Source organism: Rothia nasimurium (genome assembly GCF_928382285.1).
Lineage (GTDB): Bacteria > Actinomycetota > Actinomycetes > Actinomycetales > Micrococcaceae > Rothia > Rothia nasimurium_E.
Genome location: NZ_CAKMSS010000001.1, coordinates 590,281 through 611,610 on the forward strand (window position 1 = coordinate 590,281; position 21,330 = coordinate 611,610).

Consider the following 21,330-nt stretch of genomic DNA (forward strand, 5'->3'; position numbering starts at 1 on the left):
TGCTGTAGGGTTTTCGCTACTATGAGGAGCTATGACCCTTACCCTTTGGCTTTCCCTCGTCGCTGCCTGCTTGGTGATTTCGCTGACCCCAGGAGCAGGTGCGGTGAACACCATGACCACCTCCCTGCTGCACGGCTGGAAGAAAGCCTTTTTCACGGTCATGGGGCAGCAGCTGGCCCTGGTGGTTCAGATTGCTATTGTGGCTGCTGGCCTGGGCGTAGTGGTCGCTAATTCGCCGGTACTTTTCGATGTAATTCGCTACGGTGGGGCTGCCTACCTGGTCTACCTCGGGTTACGCATGATTCTTGCCCGCCCTCAAACCCCGCAGCAAGCCCGCGACGAGGCAGAAAGCGGGGCGGGCGCGTCCGCTCCGCAGGGGCAAGGACGCCGCACCCGCGTGAGCAGGCGCCTGGCCCCGGGTACTCCCCTGGCTCTTTTTAATCGGGGCTTCTGGGTGAATATGTCCAACCCCAAGGCCATTGTTTTTATTCTGGCTTTCATGCCCCAGTTTGTGCGCCCCGATGCCCCACAGCTGCCCCAGTATCTGGTGCTAGCGGGCACTATGGTGGCCATCGATATTGTGGTCATGTGGGGTGGTTTTGCTGTGGTTGCCAAGTCCCTGACCAGGCTATCACACTCGGAGCGCGGGCAGACGATACTGAACCGGGTCTTTGGCTCCCTCTTTATTCTGGTCGCTGCTCTCATGGTCTTTGCAGGGCACTAGGGGTTTCTGGCGGAGCATGGAAGGCATAGACTGGTTGTACGACAAAGGAGTGTATTTGTATGACAACTTCGACTGTAACTGTACGAGTTGACGAAGCAACCAAGCGCGAAGCAGCCCGTATTGCCGAAGATTTTGGTTTAGACCTATCGTCCATCACCCGTGCCTTCTACCGCCAGGTAGTACGCGAGCAGCGCATACCGCTCACCCTGGAATACCCCCAACCCAACGCAGAAACCCAGGAAGCCATTTCTGATTCACTCGCGATGGAAAAGGAGGGTACCAGTAGATTTAAGAATGCCCAGGACATGTTTGATGACCTAGGAATCTAATCGTGCTTCTCCCCGAATACACGCCAGCTTTCGCACGAGATATTAAAAAGCTTCAGAAAAAACGGGTTAATCTTGAGCATCTGAAATCTGTCACTGAGCTGATTTTGGAAAATTCACCGGATTCCATGGAAGAACTGCGACGTCGCCACCGAATGCACACTCTGAAAGGTAACTGGGCAGGCGCAAAAGAATGCCACGTGGCAAATGCCGGTGACTGGCTTCTAATCTGGAGAACAAGCAAAACTCACGCCTACTTCCTACGAACAGGAACACACGACGACCTCTTTTGAACCACCATGCCCTTTATAGGGCTATGAGCCTAAGCCACTGGCAAACCACCAGGTCTTCAGGAGTTACGAGTATGCCCTCATCTCCCTCTGACCAGAAACTCTGGTGGGCGCTCCACCATTCGTCCCAAGTATCAAAGCCTTCACCTTCGGCTCGAACGAAGTCATCGGTAACGTCCTGGGCTCGCACCACATCTACCCGACGTGTTTCGAGTAGGCAGACGGGCCTACCCGCAGAATCAATCACCAGTTCCCTCTGCCCAACAGTGGGCAGATCTTCACCCTCGTCTAGATAGTGCCGGTACAGGGAAGAGGTTGCCGTCTTCTTCCCGCTGACGAGCGCTTTTACCAACTGATTTCTGAGCGGACCGGGGTTCCCATACTCCCCTACCGTATCTGCTGCGGGCAGACTAAAGCCCTCTCGGGCGTGCTCGGGCAAGGTAGCTAGCCAGGCTAGGGCCCGCTCAACCACCAGGTTAGCTTGCTCGGGCACATAGGTGGGCCAGCTGGCATCAGTAAAGAGGTGGTCGGCCCCCTCGTAGCGGTCATACTGGGCGGTGGCCGATGCCCGGGTGTAGGCGAGCGCGGCCGGGGCATCCTCGGCGAACCAGGTATCTGCGTCCCCGCCGTGAATTGCTACCGGAAAAGAATCCGGTAGGGCACCGGGCAGGTAGCTGGGGTCAACGAAGCCCTCCAGGGCGAGCAGGCCCTGGGCGCGGGCGTCCGTCTGGGCCAGGGTTTGGGCGACCATGGCCCCGAGAGATACCCCGGCCACCACGAAGGGCCCGGTGAGTGTCGCTAGGGCATCCTGCGCGCGGGCCAGTACCTGCTCGTGGGTGAGCTGCTGGTAGAAGGCCATGCCTCGTCGATTGTGGTAAAGCGGTGCCCGTCGTAGAGGTCCGGGGTGAGCACCAAGTGGCCAGCTTGAGCCAGGCGGTCAGCGAGCGCGCGGACGCCCTCCGTCAGCCCCGCAGCGTGATGGAAGAGGACGATGGTGGTCATGGGGGCCTTTCGTGGGTGGTCTTTCTCGCTATGGTAACCCACACGGCGCCCGCTGCTCCTCAACGGGCCTGTGCGCCGTAGACTGGGGTAGACCGCCCTATCTAGTTTGAGGAGTTTTCATGGCTCGTATCGGCATTATTCTTGGTTCTACCCGCCCTACCCGCATCAGCCCTGTGGTCGGCGCTTGGGCGCAGGAGCGTCTGGCGGCTCTGGGCAATCGCACCTACGAGATGATTGATTTGGCAGAGCAGAATCTGCCCTTCTTCGACGAGCCTGCCTCACCCAAGTCGGGGGTTCCCTACCAGCACCAGCACACTCGTGACTGGTCTGAGCTGGTTTCTGGGTTTGACGGTTTTGTGGTGGCCCTGCCTGAATACAACGGTGGTCTGCCGGCTGTGTTGAAGAATGCCATGGACTACCTGTTTGCTGAATGGAAGGGTAAGCCGGTTGCGGTGGTGTCCTATGGTTTTGGGGCGGGTCTCAAGTCAGCTGCGCAGTTTGAGCTGATCTGCCCGAACTACGGCCTGGTGCTGATACCCGCGGCGGTGAATATCAAGTTGAGCCGCGCAATGTTTGATGCTGAGGGTAAAATTTCGGACGCCGCCACCGCCTTTGCCGAGTACGAGCAGGCCCTGCCCCTCTTAGATGAGGCGCTGGGCGAGGCGCTGGTACTGGCCCCTCAGCAGGATTAGGGTAGGGTTCGCAGGATTTTTTCGAGCGGACGCCCCTTGGCTACCTCGTCAACGAGTTTGTCGAGGTAGCGAATCTGCTGCATGAGGGGGTCTTCGATCTCCTGCACCTTGTAGCCACAGATGGAGCCGGTAATCAGGTGCACGGCGGGGTTAAGCTGGGCTGAGGCGAAGAAGTCGCGGAAGGACGTCCGCACCTCAAGGTGGCGGGCCAGGTCGGGCCGGCTGTAGCCGGTGAGCCAGCAGGTGACTGTCTCAACCAGGGCGACATCTTGCCCCTTACGCTCTACCTTGGCCAGGTAGTGGGGCCAGACCTCAGCCAGGGGCATGTCAAAGATTTTGTGGGTCATGATCCCAAGCTTAGTACCCTGCCCCCACCTGCGGTAAACCTGTACAGTAGGTAGCGGTGATAAACCCTTTGCTGTCTATCTTCCATTCACTCTGAAAGGCCCCATGCGACCAGATTCTAAGCCCACCCCTCGGGCGCTCTTCCGTACGTTTGCCACCGCTGAGATGATCACCTGGGCTCTGCTCATTACGGCCCTGATTCTGCGGGGTACCGGCGTGACCAATATTGTGCCGATTGCCGGTGGTATTCACGGGTTTGTTTTTCTGAGCTACTGCGTTGTGACTGTCTTTACCTGGGTAAACCAGCAGTGGAAGGCTCCCGTGGGCATCGCCGGTCTGCTTCTGTCGGTGATTCCCTTTGCGACGGTTCCCTTTGAGCTTTTCCTCGATAAGCGGGGCCTACTGCGCGGCGGCTGGCGTCTGGCACCTGGCGGGGCGACACCGTCCGGCCCGTTCGAAAAAGCCCAGGCCTGGGTTCTAGCCAAGCCTGCGCTCGCGAGCGTCCTTCTCCTCGCCTTTGTGGTTCTGCTCTTTGTGGTGCTCCTGCTGGCGGGCCCGCCCGTCCCCAAGAACTAAGGCCACTCGATTCACCCACCGAAAGTGCGTCATATCGCCCACCGTGCACCTGGCAGGTGCACGCTCAGCGATATGACGCACTTTCGCGTGCCACCAACCTTTGGATGTGCTTGTACTAACTACTTGAGATGAAGAACTTTGAACAGGTACAGGGGTAGGTGTCCTCCATATACATGCGGAAACAACTCGGAACTAGGATTAGAAGGGTCTGCTGGTTCCCATCGAACAGTGAACCCAGCAGACTCTAATTTACGGGGGTCGATTTCAAGGACGAGAATATCTGGCCTGTCACCATAGATGAAGTCTGAAACTCGCTTTACCTGATCCATATCCGCGCAAGCATGCAAGAATCCCTGCTCGTTGATACTCACTCCACGCGTCGAATGAACCCACACCTTAAGTTTCTGCGCTTGTTCCCATTCTTCGGGCAAAGCTATGTGATAAATCGTCACTAAAGTTCCTCCGAGAAACGTGCATTACCTGTTTTCAAATACCAGCACCTCTGCCCTGAGCTGACCACTTACAGATTCAAATGAACTTTCAAAGCCTCATCTAGTTCCCAAACTTTATTTCTCGATAAGGTACCAATATAGTCGCCAATACGATCCACAGATACTGTTCTTATAAGTTCTGTTTGGGCTTTTGAGTCGGTAGATAGGCCGGTTTCGTCCTGGGCCAAGAGCACCTGAAACGAAGCAATAAATCTAGTATTCACAGACGTCGCTCTGTCTCATACAAGGCCGTCTCCTGAAGTCTGACCCCACACATCTTCTTCACCGGACTCTACCCATTCCCGATGAGCTCTAGCGTATTCATCGGCGAGGTCTACAGCTGTCACCTGTTCCACGTCAGCTTGAACAACAGATGATTGGTTGGTGGTCATACCTCAATCCTACCGACTGGGTTATCTGCAGCTCAAGACCTCAACCCATCACGCACACACCCTGGCCCCACCCGTGTGGCATAATGACCAGGTTAGACACACTGACTTTTCGAGGAGACCCCGTGGGTGTTGAGAGCGAACGTTTTGCCCGGTTGAGGCTACTTTTTAAGAACGAGGGCCTGCAGAAACTTCAGGACGCCACCGTCATGGTGCTGGGTCTTGGCGGCGTTGGTTCTGCCTGTGCTGAGGCCCTGGCCCGCGGTGGCGTAGGCAACCTGATTGTGCTGGACCGCGACGTTGTAGAAGAAAGCAACATCAACCGGCAGGCCCTGGCCTTTACCTCCACCCTGGGCAAGGTTAAGGCTGAGGTCATGGAGGCCATGATCAAGGAGATCCAGCCCGACTGTACCGTCACCGCTGAACGGGTCTTCCTCACCCCCGATAACCTGGCTGAGACCCTGGATAAGTTTCCCCGCCCCGACTACGTCATTGACTGCATCGACACCATCACCCAGAAGCTGGCCGTCTACCAGTGGGCCGCTGAGCGGGGTCTAAATCTGGTGGCCTCCATGGGAGCTGCCAACCGGCTTGACCCAACCATGCTGCAGTTCGCTAATATCCGCCGCACCTACAACTGCTCTATGTCTAAGGTGATTCGCTCCGAGTGCCGCAAGCGCCAGATTTACGGGCTTGAGGTGCTCTTTTCCACCGAGCTGCCCTTCAAGGTGGAGAAGGTCCCCGGGGCAAAGGCTAAGGGTGAGACTCTGGGGTCGATGAGCTACATGCCCCCGATTATGGGGCAGATGTTGGCGGGTAAGGTGATTCGCCAGCTCGCCGGTATGGAAGAGATTCCGGCACCTCCCTATCTTGGTTCCCAGGCGGGAGAGAAGGACGCCGCGGGTCAGCGCCTGCCTCAGCGCCGCTAACATGCTGCTTGATACCCACTTTCACTATGACTTCCTGGCCCCGGCGCTTCGTCCAGCGTTTGACGAGGCACTGCGGGCCCAGGGCATCCAGGTGGTTGCCCAGACTCTGAAGCCCTCAGCCTACCGGCAACTTCGGGAAACTACTCCCCCAGCTGGCCCCCTGCTATCTCTTGGTTTTCACCCCTGGCAGATGGTCTCACCTGCCCAGGTTGAGGCTGAGCTTGAGATTTTTGAGGCTGAGGTGACGAGTACCCGGTTGATTGGTGAAATTGGGCTAGATTTTTCGCCCCGCCGTCTGGAGACCTCCCCTGCCGACCTGCAGCTAGGGGCCCTGCGCCGTCTTATGAGTGCGGTTCTCCAGGCTACTGCCGGGCAACCTGCCGAGAAGCCCTATGTGCTCTCTTTGCACGCCGTCCGCGCAACAACGGCGATGCTTGACCTTTTTGAGGAACTTGATGTGCCCAGCTCCCCTCTTATCCCGGTGGTTCACAGGTTTGGGGGCACAAGTGACGAGCTGACTCGGCTGGTGAGGGCAGGTGGGTGCATTTCGGTTCATCCGCAGATGGTTGAGAGCAAGCGCGGACGGGCGTACGTCCGCCAGGTGCCCGCAGACCGCCTGCTGTTGGAGACGGACCTACCCGAGCAGCCTACCGATGTGCTTGACGTCCAGCTTTTTGCGCAAGAGGTGGGCGGACGCCTGCGCCGGCTTGTCGAGCGCATTTCGGCTGAGCGCGGTGAGGACTTTGCCCCGGTTCTGCGAGAGAACCAGAGACGGCTCTACTCCCTATAGCCCTATCCGTGGTGTACCCAGCCCCAAGGTTTCACAGGGCTTGAGGATCTAAAGAACTCCTGGGCCCTTCGAGATGTGACTCTTTAGGTCGAGCCTCCTGCCTAGTTACTTCTCCGGTGCTCTACCGCTCGAAGCTAGCTGGCCCTTCGTCGTCCACGAATTCGAGAACGTCGCTCACACTACAGTCGAGTACCTTGCAAATGCTTTCGAGAGTGGTGAAGCGTATCGCTTTCGCACGCCCATTTTTCAGTACAGCGATATTAGCTGGGGTAATGCCAACAGCCTCCGCGAATTCGTTGACGCTCATACCCCGTTCGGCAAGCAACACATTGAGCTTGACCTTGATCAAATGACGGCCTCCAATTCTTCATGCTCGGTGCGGGCCTTATCATAGGTGCGGACCGCTAAACAGGTGACGCAAATAAACCCGATTGCGGCCAGAATTGACATCACTAGGCCAAGCAGAATGAGCACGCCGCCGGCATTCATCGTGACACACAAGTGTATCGCCACCCCAGCAGGGATAACAAAGCCCAGGACGCAGAGCGCCCCCACCGCCTGAATAAGAGCCCGGGTGACGCCATTCCAGAAGCCGGGTGTGGCGCTCTTTCCCAGTAGCTTGCACAGCAGGACGGCAGCTAGCTGAAAGCAGAGCAGGGAGGCTATTCCTAGGGTTGAGTAGGGGGTTACAAGGTGGAGCACCTCGGGGTGGACCTCGGCTGATTCATTGGCTGCGATGGGCACAAGGAGCTGGCCGAGGAAGAGGACGACGATGAATAGGGTGAGTGTGGCGATGAGGATTCGCCGTGCAAATGTATCCATGTATCGATTATCAATAGCCACCTATCGAAAGTCAATAGTTTCTATGACTTAAAACACCCTCCTTGTCACCACCCACCCTCAACCCGAGCGCCCACCCTAGTTCTACCCTTAAGCAAAAAAGACCGCCCCTGTGAAACTTTCACAGGAACGGTCTTGATGGTGGAGGTAAGGGGATTCGAACCCCTGACCTTCTGCATGCCATGCAGACGCGCTACCAACTGCGCCATACCCCCGTGGAGCTAAGGGGATTCGAACCCCTGACCTTCTGCATGCCATGCAGACGCGCTACCAACTGCGCCATAGCCCCTTATTCATTTATTCCCCGCTCTCGCGGCGACTGTTCTATCTTATGGCACCCACAAGGGCTCATGCAAATCGAGACCCCACCAACGCCTATGAACTGCATCACACAATATTTATGGGCTGTTCAACCCCCTGTCCAAAAATGCTCCACCCTACTCCCCTAACGCAGGGAAGTTGGGTGGAGCAGGCTCGCAGCGAAGCTGCTGGCTCGGCGGCTGGCGTGAATCGCTTGTGAGCGAAGCGAACCAGCGAGAGGGTCGGCAGCGAGCACGAGCCTGCGCAACCCCTCTTACGCTAAGCTTCTAATCTTCGCGCTGGTTCATCAGGTCCGCTTCGGGAGTGATGATCTCGAAGTCAGCTTCGGCGCCTTCGGTGTCGACGTCACCGGCTTCGCTGTCTAGGCCCAGGTCGATGCGGGGGGCGTCGCCCCAGAGGCGGTCGAGGGCGTAGAAGGCGCGGTCTTCTTCGTGCTGTACGTGCACTACGATGTCGCCGAAGTCCAGGAGTACCCAGCGGCCTTCTGCGCGGCCTTCGCGGCGCAGGGGCTTGAGGCCCAGTTCTTCACGGAGCTTATCTTCAACCTCGTCAACAATTGCGTTGACCAGGCGTTCGTTGTGGGCTGAGACGACCAGGAAGCCGTCAATCAAACCCATAATGTCAGAAGCGTCGACGGCCAGCAGGTTGGTTCCCTGCATGTCGTCGGCCGCGCGTGCGGCTACCTTCAACGCTTCAATAGACTCTGCAGCTGCAGTCATTTCGCCCTTTCCGAGCAAATCATTCCCCAAACCTTTTGGGGTCTCATTCAACTAAATCTTTAACTGAAGAAAAGGAACCACACGGTGGCCAGTACAAGCACGAGAAGCAGGAGGCCCACGACGGCTACGATTGCGCCGGTGGATCGCCCCTCTGATGTTTCTGGGCTGTAGGTTGCTGCTGCTTCTTGTTCCACTTCGGCAAGGTCGCCGGAGGGGGCTTCGTCCGTCTGTTTGACGGTGCCTGCGAAGTTAAAGCGCTGAGCGTCTTCTTCCTGGTCGGGGCCGGGAGCCGCCGCCGGGGTCTCAGGTGCAGACTCGGTGGTCTCTTCGTCCTCTTCTGCCTGCGGCTCGTAGGTGTACCCTTCGGGGGCCTCGGCAGTTTCTTCAGAACTATCAGAGTCTACCGTACCGTCACTGTCACTGGCTAGGGTACTGGCGGCTGGGTCAGTCACATCGGCGCTGTCGATTTCGGTAAGGTCAAGGCCCTGGGCATCAACCGCGCGGACGGGGGCGGGCAGGTCCGGGGTGTGCTGGCCGGCGGTAAAGAGTTCGGTGACGGGCCCGCCCTGGGTGTCTTCGGCGAGCTCCGCTTGGGCTTCTTCTTCGAGGTGGGTTGCCCTATATTCATCGTCCTTGGCCTGGGCGCGGGCGATGATAGCGGCAATTGCCTCAGGGTTTGTGGTGACGACGGGTTCCTCGGCCTCAGGCTCTTCTGTCTCAGGGCTCTCAGCAGCTGCCACGTCACCCGCTTCTTCAGTAGTCTCGGCCTCTTCTACCTGCAGCTCGCCAACGTTCACGAAGTCGCTTTCACCGGTGATTTCGCCGGCGGCAGCGGCGAAGTCTACCTGCTCGGTAGCTTCAGCCGGCTCAGAGTAGTCAGCACCGAGAACCTGCTGATCAATGTGGGCCAGGGGGTCTTCAACCACGGTGGCGCGGGTGTTATCGAAATCTACGTCGAGCTTCTCGCCCTCACCGGTGCTGATGCTGCCCATCTGCGACAGGTCAACCAGGGAGCGGGCGGCGTCCTGCTCTACCTCTACACCCTCGATGGCACCCATAAACATGGGCACCTCGGGCAGCTCTTCATCCCCCCGTTGCAGGGCGCGCAGGTATTCAGCGACCTCTTCGTAGTAGCGGGTTAGACGGCGCGGGCCCATGGGGCGGGTCGGGGGCGGGATTTCTAGCCCGCCCTCGGTGACGTAGCTTTCGGTGAGGTAGGCGGGGGTCTCGTCATTCTGGCCGTCCGCGGCCTGATCGGGTCGTGTGCTCACAGTGTTTCCTTGAGTGGGATGCCTGGTTCTTGTGGTTAATGCTACCAAGCCAGACAGGTGGTGAAGGTTCTTAGCTGAGGTGGTCTTTGGTTTTATTTCAGCCGGGGCAGGCCAGCTACGTAGCCGCTGCTCGGGGTGCCAGTGTCGTCGCCGGTGTAGAGGCTGTATTTATTGATGTACTGCACTACCCCGTCGGGCACCAGGTACCAGACAGGCAGGTCATTGCGGGCACGGTCGCGGATGTCGGTCGATGAGATAGCCATAGCCGGGATTTCGATGACGCGGACGCGCCCCTGCGCCTCTTCGGGCACGGTCAGTTCATGCCCGGGGCGGGTGACCGCCACGAAGGTGGCGAGGTCCCACATCTTGTGGGCGTCTTTCCAGGTGGTAATTTGGCTCATGGCGTCGGCACCGGTAATGAAGAAGAGCTCGTCGTTGGGGCGCTCGGCTCGCAGGTCGGTGAGGGTGTCGATGGTGAAGGTGGGGCCCTGGCGGTCAATGTCGACCCGGCTCACGGTGAAGCGGGGGTTGGAAGCGGTGGCAATCACCGTCATCAGGTAGCGGTGTTCGGGGGCGGTGACCTGTTTGTTGGCCTTCTGCCAGGGGTTGCCGGTGGGCACGAAAATTACTTCGTCGAGGCTGAGCACGGCAGCGACTTCGCTGGCCGCAACCAGGTGCCCGTGGTGGATGGGGTCGAAGGTGCCACCCATGACCCCCACGCGGGTGGTGGCGGGGTCGGGTTCGGGGATACCGAGCTCACGTCGGATTTCATGGGCGGGACGAATCACGGGTCTCCTGCTCGCTTCTGTATGTACGGCTTCGGCGCGGGCCCGCTCCCCCGGTTACCGGGGTGGTGCGGGCACCGCGCCGAAGTGTGGTGGAGAAAAGTTTAGCGCTTGTGCTTGCTCTGGTAGTCGCGCAGGGCCTCGGTCTCTTCGTGGGAGAGGTGGTCTGCTGCGTGGTCGGGGCGTACAACGCCGCGGCCTGAGAATGAGATGGTAATCAGGAAGAGCAGGCCGAAGAAGATGAAGCCGATGATGGCGAACCAGTAGGTGGGCATGCCGAGCAGTTCGAGCTGGTGGCTACCTTCTTCTGAGGCAAGTACGGTGGCGCCTGATGCAAGTACAGATGAAAACATGTGTGTGTACCTTTCGAGGCTGGGCGGTGTGTGGCCGCGCCAGTGCGGTCAAAGTATGGGTTTATTACCATGCTACCGGGTTTCGCGCTCTATGAGCGGGACTTTACCCGGTAGCAGGTGCGATTTTTCTGCTTTTAGTCGCGGCTGTGCCAGTCGCCGCGCACGATCCACTTGGTGGTGGTGAGCTGTTCTAGGCCCATGGGGCCGCGAGCGTGCAGTTTCTGGGTCGAGATGCCGACCTCAGCGCCCAGGCCGAACTGGCCGCCGTCCGTAAACCGGGTCGAGGCGTTCACGTACACTGCCGCGGAGTCAACGTCGCGAATAAACTTCTCGGCATTAGCGATATCGTTGGTCAGAATCGCCTCGGAGTGGCCGGTGGAGTATTCGCGGATGTGGGCAATAGCGGCGCGCACATCGGGTACGGTCTTAACAGCTAGGTCCAGGGAGCCGTACTCGGTGGCCCAGTCTTCCTCGGTTGCCTCTACCGCGTCTACGCCCTCGGGCAGGATAGCGCGGGTTGCGGCGTCCGCATGCAGGGTAACCCCCGCTTTAGCCAGGGCCGCAAGGACGCCCGGGGCGGCTTTCGCGCCCTCGGCCAGGAGCAGGGTTTCTACGGTATTGCAGGTACCCGGCCGCTGGGTCTTAGCGTTGACCAGAATCTCAGCTGACTTTGCCGGATCAGCGGTGACGTCGAGGAAGATGTGGCAGTTGCCCTCACCGGTCTCAATCACCGGCACCTTAGCGTTCTGCACCACCGACTGAATCAGGCTGCGACCACCCCGCGGAATCAGCACATCGATATACCCGCGGGCCAGCATCAGGGCTGCAGCGCCCTCACGGCCAAACTCGTCCACCGACTGCACAGAGTCAATGGGCAGGCCGGTAGCGTGCAGGGCATCACGGATAATACGAACAATCACCTGGTTGCTCTTGGCAGCAGCTGAACCGCCGCGCAGCATCACCGCGTTACCTGCCTTAATAGCTAAGCCAGCGATATCAACCGTTACGTTGGGGCGGGCCTCATAGATAGCGCCCACCACGCCCAGGGGCACCCGCACCTGCTGCATCCGCAGGCCGTTCGGCAGGGTTGAACCGCGCACCAGCTCCCCCACCGGGTCGGGTAGGGCAACCAGCTCACGCAGGGCGTCCGCAAGCTCAACCACCCGGTGCTCGGTCAAGCGCAGGCGGTCCAGCATGGCCTCGCTCATACCGGCTTCCCGCTCCCGTTCAAGATCCTGGGCGTTCTGCTCGATAATCACCGCCGAATGCTTTTCGAGTGAATCGGCAACGGCCAGCAGGGCCCGGTTCTTCCAGCGGGTATCGGCCTTGGCCAGACGGCGGGAGGCGATACGGGCATCCACCGCCATATCGGTGACCTGCCGCATCACATCGTCACTCACGTGTACCTGCTCGCCCATGAGCATCTCCTTATGTATAGGGGGTTGAACAACCTTGAAACTATCCTACCGGCGCACCCGCGCAAGGGCCCAGTATTACTGGGGCCGGTGATTACTACTGGGAGGGGCCCACCAGCGCAATATTATCGGCGTGCGCTACCGTACCGTCGTAGGTCTCCCCCATGGTGCGCTGAATCTGCTCGGTGTGCAGACCCACCATCTGGGCGGTCTCACCGGCAGTATAAGAACTCAGGGCATGAGCCAGCACTTCGCCGCCCTCATCAACAATCGCCACGGGGCTACCACCCTCAAAGGAGCCCTGAACACCCAGCACACCGGCTGCCAGCAAAGAACGACGGCGGCGCAGGGCAGCAGCAGCGCCCGCATCCACGGTAATTGAGCCCTCAATATCGGCCAGATGCTCCAGCCAGAGGGTCTGCACCGGGCGGCGCTCGCCGGTGGCGTAGAACCAGGTGCCGACGTCCTCACCGGCAAAAGCGGCGCGGGCGTGAGCCGCGCTGGTCACCAGGGCGGGAATTCCGGACGCCGCCGCCACCTGGGCAGCCTTCACCTTCGTCACCATACCACCGGAGCCCACACCGGCAGACCCCACCGACCCAATCGACAGGCCCGCCAGGTCAGCTTCGTTGCGCACGCTGCTCACACGCTCGCCACCCTGGTCGGGGTGGCGGGTGTAGAGGGCATCCACATCAGAGAGTAGAAGCAGGGCGTCGGCTTTGACGGTGTGGGCCACAAGGGCTGCGATACGGTCGTTATCGCCGAAGCGGATTTCGCGGGTAGCTACCGCATCGTTCTCGTTGATAATGGGCATGACCCCCAAATCGAGCAGGCGCTCTAACTGGCGGTGGGCGTTCTGGTAGCGGTCCCGGGCCATGAGGTCTTCGGCGGTCAGCAGTACCTGGGAAACGGTAACGCCGTAGCGGGTAAAGATATCGGTGTAGCGGCTCATCAGCAGGGACTGGCCGACGGACGCCGCCGCCTGCTGGGTTGCCAAATCTTTAGGACGGCGCGATAGGCCCAGCGGAGCCAGGCCGGCAGCAATAGCACCCGAGGACACAAAGACCAACTCAATAGAGGGGTGCTCTTTTTTCTTCTTAGCCAGCACGTCGGAGATAGTGGCGATAGCCAGCTCGTCCAGGGAGTTCTCAATGGAGGTCAGGGACGAAGAGCCCACCTTCACCACGATCCGCTTGGCCCGTGGCATGTCGGAGCGTTCGATGATGGGGCTGCGGCGGTGCTTGCCGCGTGACTCAGCGCTGGCCTGGAAGGCGTCCTTCAAATCCAATTGATTAGCTCCCTTAAAGTGTTAACTTTAGCTTCTATGAATATACAGCAGAGTCGCCCCGGGCACACTACCCGGGGCGACTCCTTACACATAGTGAAATAAGAGCGGGGCGAAGAAGATCGCCCTATCCCCTCTTACTCTTCCTCTGCCGCGCGCTTGGCAGCCCGCTTTTCAGCCTTAGCTGCCTTGGCCTTAGCGGCGCGGGCCTCGTCGACAGACTCGGTCCAGATACCCGCCACGCGCTCAGCCTCAAGCTCGGCACGGGCCTCAGCCTTGGCGTCCATACGCTCGTGGAACTCAGCCTTGCGCTGGGCACGGGTGGGGCGAATGATTTCCTCAAGACGGGCATCGGTACCGCGCGGGGATGAGAGTAGCTCGGCGCCGCCGACCATGGTGGGCTCCCAGTCAAAGACCACGGCATCAACTTCTTCACCGATCACCACGGCATCACCGGCAACAGCACCGGCCTTGAAGAGCTCATCTTCAACGCCCAGGCGGTTGAGGCGGTCAGCCAGGTAGCCCACGGCTTCGTCGTTGTTGAAGTCGGTCTGCTTGATCCAGCGCTCAGGCTTCTCACCAATGACGCGGAAGAGGGGCTCAAGGTTGCGCTCTTCCTTGCGGATGATGAATTCCTGGCGCTTCTTGGAGCGGAAGCCCTTGGGCTTGACCACTGCAACGTCTTCTGCGGGGGCGCTCTTGCTCTTCTTGCGATCCTTACGGTCTGCCTCAACCAGCTCAGCCATGGCGAAGGTCAGCTGCTTGAGGCCCTCGTGGGAGGCGGTTGAGATTTCAAAGACGCGGTAGCCGCGCTCTTCAAACATGGGGCGGACGAACTCAGCCAGCTCGCGCGCTTCGGGCACGTCAATCTTGTTGAGCACGATAATCTGGGGGCGCTCGTTGAGGGGCACGGTGACGCCGGCGGTGGGGTCAACCTCGTAGTTTTCAAGTTCCCCACGAATCACGTCGAAGTCGCTGATGGGGTCACGGTTGGGCTCTAGGGTAGCGCAGTCAATCACGTGCACCAGGGCGCTGGAGCGCTCCACGTGGCGCAGGAAGCGGTGGCCCAGGCCCTTACCTTCAGAGGCGCCCTCAATCAGGCCGGGAACATCCGCTACGGTGTAGCGGGTATCGCCCGCCTGCACCACACCCAGGTTGGGAATCAGGGTGGTGAAAGGGTAGTCAGCGATCTTGGGGCGGGCCGCAGAAATTGCTGCAATGAGGGAGGACTTACCGGCTGAGGGGTAGCCCACCAGCGCGACATCTGCAATGGATTTGAGTTCCAGCACGATATCGCGGGTGGAGCCGGGAATACCGAGCAGGGCAAAGCCGGGGGCCTTGCGCTTGGTGGAAGCTAGGGCTGCGTTGCCCTTACCGCCGATACCGCCTTCTGCTGCGACGAATTCATCACCGATGCGAACCAGGTCGGCCAGTACGTTACCGTCACGGTCCTTGACGACGGTGCCCTGGGGAACGGGCAGGATCAGATCCTGGCCGTTGAAGCCGTGGGACATATCGCCGCGGCCGATGTCGCCGTTGGGGGCGCTCTGGTGGGGGCTGTGGTGGTATTCAAGCAGGGTGGTGGTCTGGGCATCGACGCGTAGGATGACGTCGCCGCCCTTGCCGCCGTTACCGCCGTTGGGGCCGCCGAGGGGCTTAAACTTCTCACGGCGAACCGAGACACAGCCGTGCCCACCGTGCCCACCGGTTACGTGTAGGACCACGCGATCTACAAATTCTGCCACGAGTGCAAGCTCCTTCAAAAAAGTTTGGTTTGGTTATCTAGTCTACAGGGTCGCCCCGGTGCCGGTCTGTGGCCGGACGCTCCTTGGGCGGCTTTGCGCAGGTGAGGTACGCAAAAGGGCGATTACGAGTTGCCCCGTAATCGCCCTTCTACTGAGGTGAGGTGTTTAGACCTTACTCAGCGGCTGCAAGGATGTTGACTACCTTGCGGCCCTTGCGGGTACCGAATTCGACCTTGCCTGCTGCCAGAGCGAACAGGGTGTCGTCGCCACCGCGGCCTACGTTGTTGCCGGGGTGGAAGTGGGTGCCGCGCTGACGAACGAGGATTTCGCCTGCGTTGACGGTCTCGCCGCCGTAGCGCTTAACACCGAGGTACTGGGGGTTTGAGTCACGGCCGTTGCGGGTGGAGCTTGCGCCCTTCTTATGTGCCATTGATGCCTACCTTAGGTCAAAGAATGTTGGGGTAAAACCAGTCTAAGCTGAACTTATGCGTTGATCGCGGTGATCTTAACGGTGGTCAGTTCGGCGCGGAAGCCCTGACGCTTCTTGTAACCGGTCTTGTTCTTGTACTTCTGAATAACGATCTTGGGACCGCGGAGGTCTTCGATCTTTTCTGCGGTGACCTTGGCTGAAGCCAGGGACTTTGCATCAACGGTGACCTTGTCGCCGTCAACCAGCATCAGCACGGGCAGCTCAATGGTGCTACCGGGCTCGCCAGCGACGCGGTCAAGGGTAACCAGGTCTCCAACTGAGACCTTTTCCTGGCGGCCGCCAGCGCGGACAATTGCGTATGCCACTTGGGAACTCACTTCTTCTTGACGTCATTTTAATGGTTCAAAACGGGTCTTCCTGAAAGGAACTCGGGCTCAACAGCAAGGTGGTGACCCGGTTTGCTCAGTACGTACCGGGCGGTTTCAGGTTCTGTCGTTTTGAGATGGTGTGGCCTTATTCCATGTGGAATATGCCTAGCTGAGTCCACGCTAACGCTTGCTTGTGGAAACAGCACCGACTCACCAGTTTACGTGGTGAGCCGGTGCTGAGCAAGATATGTGGTGAACCCCTCAGGGTGTAGTAAGGGGTACGGGTGACGGTAAATCAGGCTCGCGCTCGCTGCCGACCCTCTCGCTGGTTCGCTTCGCTCACAAGCGATTCACGCCAGCCGCCGAGCCAGCAGCTTCGCTGCGAGCCTGATTTACCTTTCATCACCTTCTTACTTACCTGCCCGCTTGATCTCTGCAGCTGAGACGCCGACGCCGAGCATGACGGGGGCGTCATCGCTGGATGCTGCGGGCTTGGCTGCCTGGTCGATGCTAGCTACCACGGAACTACCACTTGCGGCCCTGACCTCTTCGGTACGTACTTCGGTGGAGCCTGCACCTGAGCTGACGGCGCGGCGGGAGCGGCGCTTCTTGCGGGGTGCTTCGCTGGGAGCAGCTGCGGGTGCGGACGCCTCAACCGGAGTTTCGGGTGCTACCTCAGTTTTCTTGCCGGGGGTGGCAACGCCGGTGACGGCCGGGTCAGCTACGACCTCGATGGGGGCGACGTACTTGACGTCGGAGCTTGAGGCGCGGCGGGGCCTGCGAGTACGGCCCTTACCTGACTCGTCCTGGTTCCGGGCGCCTCGGCGATCGGTGCGGTCTGCACGGTCGGTACGATCCTTGCGGCCGGTGCGCTCACCTGAGTTTGCTGCCTCTTCACCCTCGCGCGGCTCGTAGTCGCGTCCGGCCTTCTGGGAGGCTCGGGCGCGGGCTTCGCCTGCGCGGATGGCGTCGAGTCGGGATGAGTTCTGGGTGAAGCGGGAGTCAGCTTCGGGGTCTACGTCCATAGACGCGTCGGAGTTGGCTGAGAAGTCATCTGCTGAAATCTCTTCGCGCTTCTTACCGCCCCGGCGCTTGGACTGGTGACGGCCCTTTGAGCGTTCCTCGGAAGACCCTTCGGTCTCGTTCTCAGCATCGGAGTCAAAGACGGCAGCCAGGGATTCGAGGGTGAAGGAGCCCTGCTCCCCCATGCTCTCTTCGGTGTCGGCGTCCGCCCCGGTGGGCAGCTCAATGACCTCGTCGCCGATGGTGAGCACCTGCTCGCCGCGGGCGTCCTGATTCTGCTGGTTCTCCAGGTCCAGGCCGGCCTCGGCGCGGCGGTTGCGCTTGCGACGCTTGCGCTTACGGGCTGACTTGGACTCGGTCTCGCCCTGCTCGTCCTCGTGGTGGGCGCTGGCGGCAACGATGTTGGCCAGGGCAGCCTTGCGGGCCTCGGTCTTCTGCTCGGTCTCTTCGTCAACCTCGGTGAAGTCGCGGCGGTTCTGGGTCTTCTGGTTGCGATAGCGCTTGCGGTCATCGCGTTCGGCGCGGTGGATGAAGTCGCTAGCGCCGCCGGAGCGGCCCTTGAGGGGCTGGTCGTGCACGAGAATGCCGCGGCCGGCGCAGGCTTCGCAGGATTCTGAGAAGACTTCGAGCAGGCCGGTGCCCATGCGCTTGCGGGTCATCTGCACCAGACCCAGGGAGGTTACTTCGGCAACCTGGTGCTTGGTGCGGTCACGGCCCAGGCACTCTACCAGGCGGCGCAGGACCAGCTCTCGGTTGGATTCAAGCACCATGTCGATGAAATCGATGACAACAATCCCGCCGATGTCACGCAGGCGCAGCTGGCGCACGATTTCTTCGGCTGCTTCCAGGTTGTTCTTGGTGACGGTCTCTTCCAGGTTGCCGCCGGAGCCGGTGAACTTGCCGGTGTTCACGTCCACCACGGTCATGGCTTCGGTGCGGTCGATGACCAGGGAGCCGCCGGAGGGCAGGTAGACCTTGCGATCCAGGGCCTTAGCCAGCTGCTCTTCAATACGGTAGTGGTCAAAGAGGTCGTCGTCCTCTTCCCACTTCTTCAGGCGATCCAGCAGATCGGGGGCAACGTAGGTGACGTAGGCTTCGATGGAGTCCCAGGCGTCGGTGCCCTGCACCATCATGGAGGTGAAGTCTTCGTTGAAGACATCGCGCACGGTCTTGATGGTCAGGTCGGGTTCCTGGTAGAGCAGTTCGGGGGCCAGCACCTTGCGGGATTCGCTCTTGGCCTTGATTTCTTCCCACTGTACGCGCAGGCGGTTGATGTCGTTGCTCAGTTCTTCTTCGCTGGCGCCTTCTGCAGCGGTGCGGACGATGACGCCCGCGTCCTCGGGCAGGCGGTCCTTGAGGATCTTCTTCAGGCGCTGACGCTCAACGTCGGGCAGCTTGCGGGAGATACCGGTCATGGAGCCACCGGGCACGTAGACAAGGTAGCGGCCGGGCAGGGAGACCTGGCTGGTCAGGCGGGCGCCCTTGTGGCCGACGGGGTCTTTGGTGACCTGCACCAGGACCGAGTCGCCAGCCTTGAGGGCGTTTTCGATCTTGCGGGGGGCACCGTCTAGGCCGGTGACGTCCCAGTTAACTTCGCCAGCGTAGAGAACGGCGTTGCGGCCGCGGCCAATATCGACGAAGGCAGCTTCCATGGAGGGCAGAACGTTCTGTACCTTGCCCAGGTAGACATTGCCAATCAGGGAGTCCTGCTGGGTCTTGGACACAAAGTGCTCGGCCAAAATGCCGTCTTCGAGTACGCCAATCTGGATGCGGTCGTCCTTCTGGCGTACCAACATCTGGCGGTCGACGGACTCGCGGCGGGCCAGGAACTCAGCTTCGGTAATGATTTGGCGGCGGCGGCCGGTGGCGCGGGTTTCGCGGCGGCGGATGCGCTTGGCTTCCAGGCGGGTTGAGCCGCGGACGCCGGTAACCCGGTTGGTGCTGTGGGAGTCAGACAGGCGGGGGGCGCGCACCTTAACAATGGTGTCCTCGGGGTCGCCCTCGGTACCGCCTTCAAATTCCAGGTCGGCGTCCCCGCGGCGGCGGCGACGGCGGCGGTGGGAGGTGATTTCGGGGTCAAGGTCAGCCAGGCGGCGCTCACGGCGCTCAGCTTCTTCGGCCTCACGGCGGGCTTCCTTTTCGGCCCGCAGCTGCTCCATGATTTCGTCCATGTTGGGCGAGTAGAACAGCAGATTGTTTGAGCTCACAGCGGCGTTGACCTGGGCTAGCTCTTCTTCCTTGAGCTCACGCAGGCTCTTCTGAGGAGCGGCAGGCTCTTCAGCGGTTTCGGCGGGGGCTTCTTCTGCTTCTGCAGACTCTGTCTCAGTTTCTGCTGTCTCTTCTGTGGCTTCTTCGGCAGGCTCGGTTTCTTCAGCCTGCGCAACGGCCTTCGCTTCGGGGCCCTTGGCCTGGGTCTCTTCCACCTCGGTGCTTACTTCGGTAACCTGTTCAGCGGCTGCGGTAGCTTCTGCAGCCTGGGTTTCTTCGAGGTTTTCTACAACCTCGGACTGTTCGCTGCTCATCAGCGTTCACTCTCCTTGTGTTCGTATGCCCCTGCCGCACCAGTGGTCTCGCCTGTAGTCGGCGGTCCCTACCCTAAGGGGTGGTCCGCCGAAATCCTTGGCTACCCGGCTCAACCGTGAGCTCCTTGGCGTACTCGGCAGGTCAAGGCTTCTGTGCTCCATGCCGAGGGGAACCGGGCCAGCGGCAACAACCCGAGGCAGCGCTAGGGCTGCACTTGCTGGGGCTTGACGGTAAGGACGCCTGCGGGTGGGCAGTGCGTCACCGGCCGTTTCGGGGTGCCTGCTGGGTAGTGCCACCGCGTGCGGGCGGCACACTACCACACCCATTCTCTCACACCCGGGCTCTTTTCACCCCATCTAGAACCGAACTCACCCCGCACCGGGCCGCCCTGCCAAAACCAGCTCGCCCCGGGCGTCCTTATCTGGGAACTTAGTAAAGAAAACCTGCCCCAACCCCGCAAAACCGGGCAGGCTTGGAGCCTGCCCCGTAGTATGGGGAAAGAAAGTTTTATACAGCCTAAGGATTCACTGTGTCTACCCCCGTGAACACCCCCGATACTGAGAGCGGTATCAGCCAGGCCCAGCTTGATCGCAGGCTCGGCTGGTTCACCCTCATTCCCGGCCTGCTGGCCTTCGGAGCCGCCGCCATGCTGGTCTACGAGCGCCTGCAGATTTACATGGACGGCGCCCACCGGTCGGTCTGCGATATCAACGCCCTGCTCAACTGCGGCACCGTCATGCGTACCTGGCAGGCAGAAGCCTTTGGCTTCCCCAACCCCTTTATCGGTATCGCCGGTTACGCTATCGTGCTGGCTATCTCCACCGCCCTGATTGCCGGGGCGTCCTTCGCCCGCTGGTACTGGGTAGCCATGCAGGTGGGCCATACCCTGGCCATGGCCTTTGTGCTCTGGCTCTGGTATAACACCACCTTCGACATCAACGCCCTCTGCCTCTTCTGCATGATCGTGTGGATTATGCAGACCGCAATTTTCGTGAAGGTCACCACCCGCAATATCCACGCCGGAGTCATCCCAGCTTCTGAGAGCATCCGTCGGGCAGCCCCCAACTGGACCTGGTTCTCTATCATCCTGGTCTACATCTTGCTCTTCGGCATTATCTTCATCCGCTTCTTCGATGTGATTATGGGGATGTTCTAACCCCCTCCCCCACAGCAAAAGGCCGGGGCCCTCAGTACGAGGGCCCCGGCCTTTTTTACTCTGCTGAGCGGCAGGTCTTTTTAGGCACCGAACCAGAGCGCGATTTCGCGGTCTGCTGACTCTGCTGAATCTGAACCGTGCACCAGGTTCTTCTGCACACTCTCGCCCCAGTCACGGCCAAAGTCGCCACGGATGGTTCCGGGGGCAGCGGTGGTGGGGTTAGAAGATCCCATGAGGGTACGGGCGCCCTCAAGCACGCCGTTGCCCTCAAGCACGAGAGCAACCACGGGGCCTGAGCCCATGTAAGACACCAGGGGCTCGTAGAAGGGCTTGCCCTCGTGTTCCGCATAGTGCTGCTCAAGCAGCTCACGGGAGGGAACCAGCATCTTCAACTCAGCGATGCGGTAGCCCTTACGCTCAAAACGGGCCAGCACCTGGCCGGTGAGGTTACGCTCCACACCGTCGGGCTTGACCAGAATCAGGGTACGCTCGGTCATGACAATCTCCTTTGATAGGTCAGGGTGAGTTTTCACCCTTACCCT

26 protein-coding genes and 2 tRNA genes are annotated in these 21,330 nt (G+C 60.2%); 8 read left to right on the top strand and 20 right to left on the bottom strand.

From position 1 onward, the window contains the following. Window positions 1-31: 31 nt before the first annotated feature. Genes L6758_RS02530 through L6758_RS11075 form a run of 3 tightly spaced genes read left to right on the top strand, consistent with a single transcriptional unit; the run spans window position 32 to window position 1,343 of the window. A complete protein-coding gene (locus L6758_RS02530; RefSeq protein ID WP_237205309.1) occupies window positions 32-724 on the top strand; it encodes a LysE family transporter in 693 nt (230 codons plus the stop codon). Window positions 725-783: 59 nt separating this feature from the next. Then, the gene (locus L6758_RS02535) at window positions 784-1,053 is read left to right on the top strand and encodes a type II toxin-antitoxin system RelB/DinJ family antitoxin (RefSeq protein WP_237187896.1); all 270 of its coding nucleotides are present in this window, start codon (window positions 784-786) and stop codon (window positions 1,051-1,053) included. Window positions 1,054-1,055: 2 nt separating this feature from the next. Continuing rightward, complete coding sequence (locus L6758_RS11075; RefSeq protein ID WP_237193952.1) at window positions 1,056-1,343, top strand: type II toxin-antitoxin system RelE/ParE family toxin; 288 nt, start codon at window positions 1,056-1,058, stop codon at window positions 1,341-1,343. A gap of 13 nt (window positions 1,344-1,356) precedes the next feature. On the opposite strand, the gene L6758_RS10980 is transcribed toward L6758_RS11075, so the two are convergent. Both L6758_RS10980 and L6758_RS11080 read right to left on the bottom strand, forming a co-directional pair. Beyond that, window positions 1,357-2,199, bottom strand: coding sequence for an ASCH domain-containing protein (locus tag L6758_RS10980; protein ID WP_272878735.1), 843 nt, complete (start codon window positions 2,197-2,199; stop codon window positions 1,357-1,359). Beyond that, entirely contained in the window at window positions 2,139-2,384 is a 246-nt protein-coding gene (locus L6758_RS11080) for a dienelactone hydrolase family protein (RefSeq protein ID WP_369126950.1), read from the bottom strand. Before L6758_RS11080 ends, L6758_RS10980 begins: the two co-directional genes overlap by 61 nt. 77 nt (window positions 2,385-2,461) lie before the next feature. On the opposite strand from L6758_RS11080, the gene L6758_RS02550 reads away from it, so the two are divergent. Beyond that, entirely contained in the window at window positions 2,462-3,034 is a 573-nt protein-coding gene (locus tag L6758_RS02550) for an NADPH-dependent FMN reductase (RefSeq protein ID WP_237205310.1), read from the top strand. On the opposite strand, the gene L6758_RS02555 is transcribed toward L6758_RS02550, so the two are convergent. After that, window positions 3,031-3,381, bottom strand: a complete 351-nt coding sequence (locus L6758_RS02555; protein WP_237205311.1) for a DUF2200 domain-containing protein — start codon at window positions 3,379-3,381, stop codon at window positions 3,031-3,033. The genes L6758_RS02550 and L6758_RS02555 overlap by 4 nt on opposite strands. A 103-nt stretch (window positions 3,382-3,484) precedes the next feature. On the opposite strand from L6758_RS02555, the gene L6758_RS02560 reads away from it, so the two are divergent. Beyond that, the gene (locus tag L6758_RS02560; protein WP_237205312.1) at window positions 3,485-3,955 is read left to right on the top strand and encodes a DUF3817 domain-containing protein; all 471 of its coding nucleotides are present in this window, start codon (window positions 3,485-3,487) and stop codon (window positions 3,953-3,955) included. 119 nt (window positions 3,956-4,074) lie between these two features. Here the strand turns inward: L6758_RS02560 and L6758_RS11085 are convergent, their stop codons facing one another. After that, window positions 4,075-4,407: a DUF952 domain-containing protein gene (locus L6758_RS11085; RefSeq protein ID WP_369126951.1), complete on the bottom strand. Its 333-nt coding sequence runs from the start codon at window positions 4,405-4,407 to the stop codon at window positions 4,075-4,077. Window positions 4,408-4,475: 68 nt separating this feature from the next. Beyond that, a complete protein-coding gene (locus L6758_RS11090) occupies window positions 4,476-4,670 on the bottom strand; it encodes a type II toxin-antitoxin system PemK/MazF family toxin (protein ID WP_237205313.1) in 195 nt (64 codons plus the stop codon). Window positions 4,671-4,960: 290 nt separating this feature from the next. On the opposite strand from L6758_RS11090, the gene L6758_RS02565 reads away from it, so the two are divergent. Both L6758_RS02565 and L6758_RS02570 read left to right on the top strand, forming a co-directional pair. Next, window positions 4,961-5,764 carry a tRNA threonylcarbamoyladenosine dehydratase gene (locus tag L6758_RS02565; RefSeq protein WP_237205314.1) on the top strand — a complete coding sequence of 268 codons (804 nt, stop codon included), beginning with the start codon at window positions 4,961-4,963 and terminating at the stop codon, window positions 5,762-5,764. 1 nt (window position 5,765) lies between these two features. Continuing rightward, window positions 5,766-6,554 (top strand): TatD family hydrolase, encoded by a 789-nt coding sequence (locus L6758_RS02570; RefSeq protein WP_237205315.1) that lies wholly within the window; start codon window positions 5,766-5,768, stop codon window positions 6,552-6,554. A 121-nt stretch (window positions 6,555-6,675) separates the two neighbouring features. Here L6758_RS02570 and L6758_RS02575 read toward each other — a convergent pair whose 3' ends face one another. The 14 genes from L6758_RS02575 to L6758_RS02640 form a co-directional block, all read right to left on the bottom strand. Beyond that, a complete protein-coding gene (locus tag L6758_RS02575; RefSeq protein WP_272878551.1) occupies window positions 6,676-6,903 on the bottom strand; it encodes a helix-turn-helix domain-containing protein in 228 nt (75 codons plus the stop codon). Beyond that, entirely contained in the window at window positions 6,900-7,376 is a 477-nt protein-coding gene (locus L6758_RS02580) for a DUF2975 domain-containing protein (protein WP_237193970.1), read from the bottom strand. Before L6758_RS02580 ends, L6758_RS02575 begins: the two co-directional genes overlap by 4 nt. A 157-nt stretch (window positions 7,377-7,533) precedes the next feature. Further along, window positions 7,534-7,609 (bottom strand) — tRNA-Ala (locus L6758_RS02585). A gap of 1 nt (window position 7,610) precedes the next feature. Beyond that, window positions 7,611-7,683, bottom strand: a tRNA-Ala gene (locus L6758_RS02590). Window positions 7,684-7,981: 298 nt separating this feature from the next. Further along, complete coding sequence (gene rsfS, locus L6758_RS02595) at window positions 7,982-8,434, bottom strand: ribosome silencing factor (protein ID WP_185174617.1); 453 nt, start codon at window positions 8,432-8,434, stop codon at window positions 7,982-7,984. Between the two features lie 59 nt (window positions 8,435-8,493). Beyond that, a complete protein-coding gene (locus L6758_RS02600; protein WP_237205316.1) occupies window positions 8,494-9,705 on the bottom strand; it encodes a hypothetical protein in 1,212 nt (403 codons plus the stop codon). Window positions 9,706-9,797: 92 nt separating this feature from the next. Then, entirely contained in the window at window positions 9,798-10,493 is a 696-nt protein-coding gene (gene nadD / locus L6758_RS02605; protein ID WP_423817178.1) for a nicotinate-nucleotide adenylyltransferase, read from the bottom strand. A 101-nt stretch (window positions 10,494-10,594) separates the two neighbouring features. Next, entirely contained in the window at window positions 10,595-10,843 is a 249-nt protein-coding gene (locus L6758_RS02610; RefSeq protein WP_237205317.1) for a hypothetical protein, read from the bottom strand. A gap of 134 nt (window positions 10,844-10,977) precedes the next feature. Beyond that, on the bottom strand, window positions 10,978-12,261 hold the full coding sequence (locus L6758_RS02615) for a glutamate-5-semialdehyde dehydrogenase (protein WP_237205318.1): 1,284 nt from the start codon (window positions 12,259-12,261) through the stop codon (window positions 10,978-10,980). Between the two features lie 94 nt (window positions 12,262-12,355). Then, window positions 12,356-13,465, bottom strand: a complete 1,110-nt coding sequence (proB, locus tag L6758_RS02620) for a glutamate 5-kinase (RefSeq protein ID WP_237205360.1) — start codon at window positions 13,463-13,465, stop codon at window positions 12,356-12,358. Window positions 13,466-13,680: 215 nt separating this feature from the next. Beyond that, on the bottom strand, window positions 13,681-15,288 hold the full coding sequence (obgE, locus tag L6758_RS02625) for a GTPase ObgE (RefSeq protein WP_237205319.1): 1,608 nt from the start codon (window positions 15,286-15,288) through the stop codon (window positions 13,681-13,683). Between the two features lie 172 nt (window positions 15,289-15,460). Beyond that, the gene (gene rpmA, locus L6758_RS02630; protein ID WP_135013898.1) at window positions 15,461-15,718 is read right to left on the bottom strand and encodes a 50S ribosomal protein L27; all 258 of its coding nucleotides are present in this window, start codon (window positions 15,716-15,718) and stop codon (window positions 15,461-15,463) included. A gap of 53 nt (window positions 15,719-15,771) precedes the next feature. Next, on the bottom strand, window positions 15,772-16,083 hold the full coding sequence (gene rplU, locus L6758_RS02635) for a 50S ribosomal protein L21 (RefSeq protein WP_135013897.1): 312 nt from the start codon (window positions 16,081-16,083) through the stop codon (window positions 15,772-15,774). A 413-nt stretch (window positions 16,084-16,496) separates the two neighbouring features. Beyond that, window positions 16,497-19,631, bottom strand: a complete 3,135-nt coding sequence (locus tag L6758_RS02640) for an Rne/Rng family ribonuclease (protein WP_237205320.1) — start codon at window positions 19,629-19,631, stop codon at window positions 16,497-16,499. Window positions 19,632-20,161: 530 nt separating this feature from the next. Between L6758_RS02640 and L6758_RS02645 the strand changes: the two genes are divergently transcribed. Then, window positions 20,162-20,788, top strand: a complete 627-nt coding sequence (locus L6758_RS02645) for a vitamin K epoxide reductase family protein (RefSeq protein ID WP_237205321.1) — start codon at window positions 20,162-20,164, stop codon at window positions 20,786-20,788. Window positions 20,789-20,868: 80 nt separating this feature from the next. Here L6758_RS02645 and ndk read toward each other — a convergent pair whose 3' ends face one another. Further along, entirely contained in the window at window positions 20,869-21,285 is a 417-nt protein-coding gene (gene ndk / locus L6758_RS02650) for a nucleoside-diphosphate kinase (protein ID WP_237186160.1), read from the bottom strand. Window positions 21,286-21,330: the final 45 nt, after the last annotated feature.

What these genes read in the sequence shown, in the direction of transcription:
- L6758_RS02570 (WP_237205315.1), top strand. Translation starts at nt 5,766, where the DNA reads ATGCTGCTTGATACCCACTTTCACTATGACTTCCTGGCCCCGGCGCTT.
- L6758_RS02560 (WP_237205312.1), top strand. Translation starts at nt 3,485, where the DNA reads ATGCGACCAGATTCTAAGCCCACCCCTCGGGCGCTCTTCCGTACGTTT.
- L6758_RS02580 (WP_237193970.1), bottom strand. Translation starts at nt 7,376, where the DNA reads ATGGATACATTTGCACGGCGAATCCTCATCGCCACACTCACCCTATTC.
- L6758_RS10980 (WP_272878735.1), bottom strand. Translation starts at nt 2,199, where the DNA reads ATGGCCTTCTACCAGCAGCTCACCCACGAGCAGGTACTGGCCCGCGCG.
- proB (WP_237205360.1), bottom strand. Translation starts at nt 13,465, where the DNA reads ATGCCACGGGCCAAGCGGATCGTGGTGAAGGTGGGCTCTTCGTCCCTG.
- ndk (WP_237186160.1), bottom strand. Translation starts at nt 21,285, where the DNA reads ATGACCGAGCGTACCCTGATTCTGGTCAAGCCCGACGGTGTGGAGCGT.
- L6758_RS02615 (WP_237205318.1), bottom strand. Translation starts at nt 12,261, where the DNA reads ATGGGCGAGCAGGTACACGTGAGTGACGATGTGATGCGGCAGGTCACC.
- L6758_RS02640 (WP_237205320.1), bottom strand. Translation starts at nt 19,631, where the DNA reads ATGAGCAGCGAACAGTCCGAGGTTGTAGAAAACCTCGAAGAAACCCAG.
- rpmA (WP_135013898.1), bottom strand. Translation starts at nt 15,718, where the DNA reads ATGGCACATAAGAAGGGCGCAAGCTCCACCCGCAACGGCCGTGACTCA.
- L6758_RS02610 (WP_237205317.1), bottom strand. Translation starts at nt 10,843, where the DNA reads ATGTTTTCATCTGTACTTGCATCAGGCGCCACCGTACTTGCCTCAGAA.
- L6758_RS02530 (WP_237205309.1), top strand. Translation starts at nt 32, where the DNA reads ATGACCCTTACCCTTTGGCTTTCCCTCGTCGCTGCCTGCTTGGTGATT.
- L6758_RS02550 (WP_237205310.1), top strand. Translation starts at nt 2,462, where the DNA reads ATGGCTCGTATCGGCATTATTCTTGGTTCTACCCGCCCTACCCGCATC.
- rsfS (WP_185174617.1), bottom strand. Translation starts at nt 8,434, where the DNA reads ATGACTGCAGCTGCAGAGTCTATTGAAGCGTTGAAGGTAGCCGCACGC.
- L6758_RS02555 (WP_237205311.1), bottom strand. Translation starts at nt 3,381, where the DNA reads ATGACCCACAAAATCTTTGACATGCCCCTGGCTGAGGTCTGGCCCCAC.
- L6758_RS02535 (WP_237187896.1), top strand. Translation starts at nt 784, where the DNA reads ATGACAACTTCGACTGTAACTGTACGAGTTGACGAAGCAACCAAGCGC.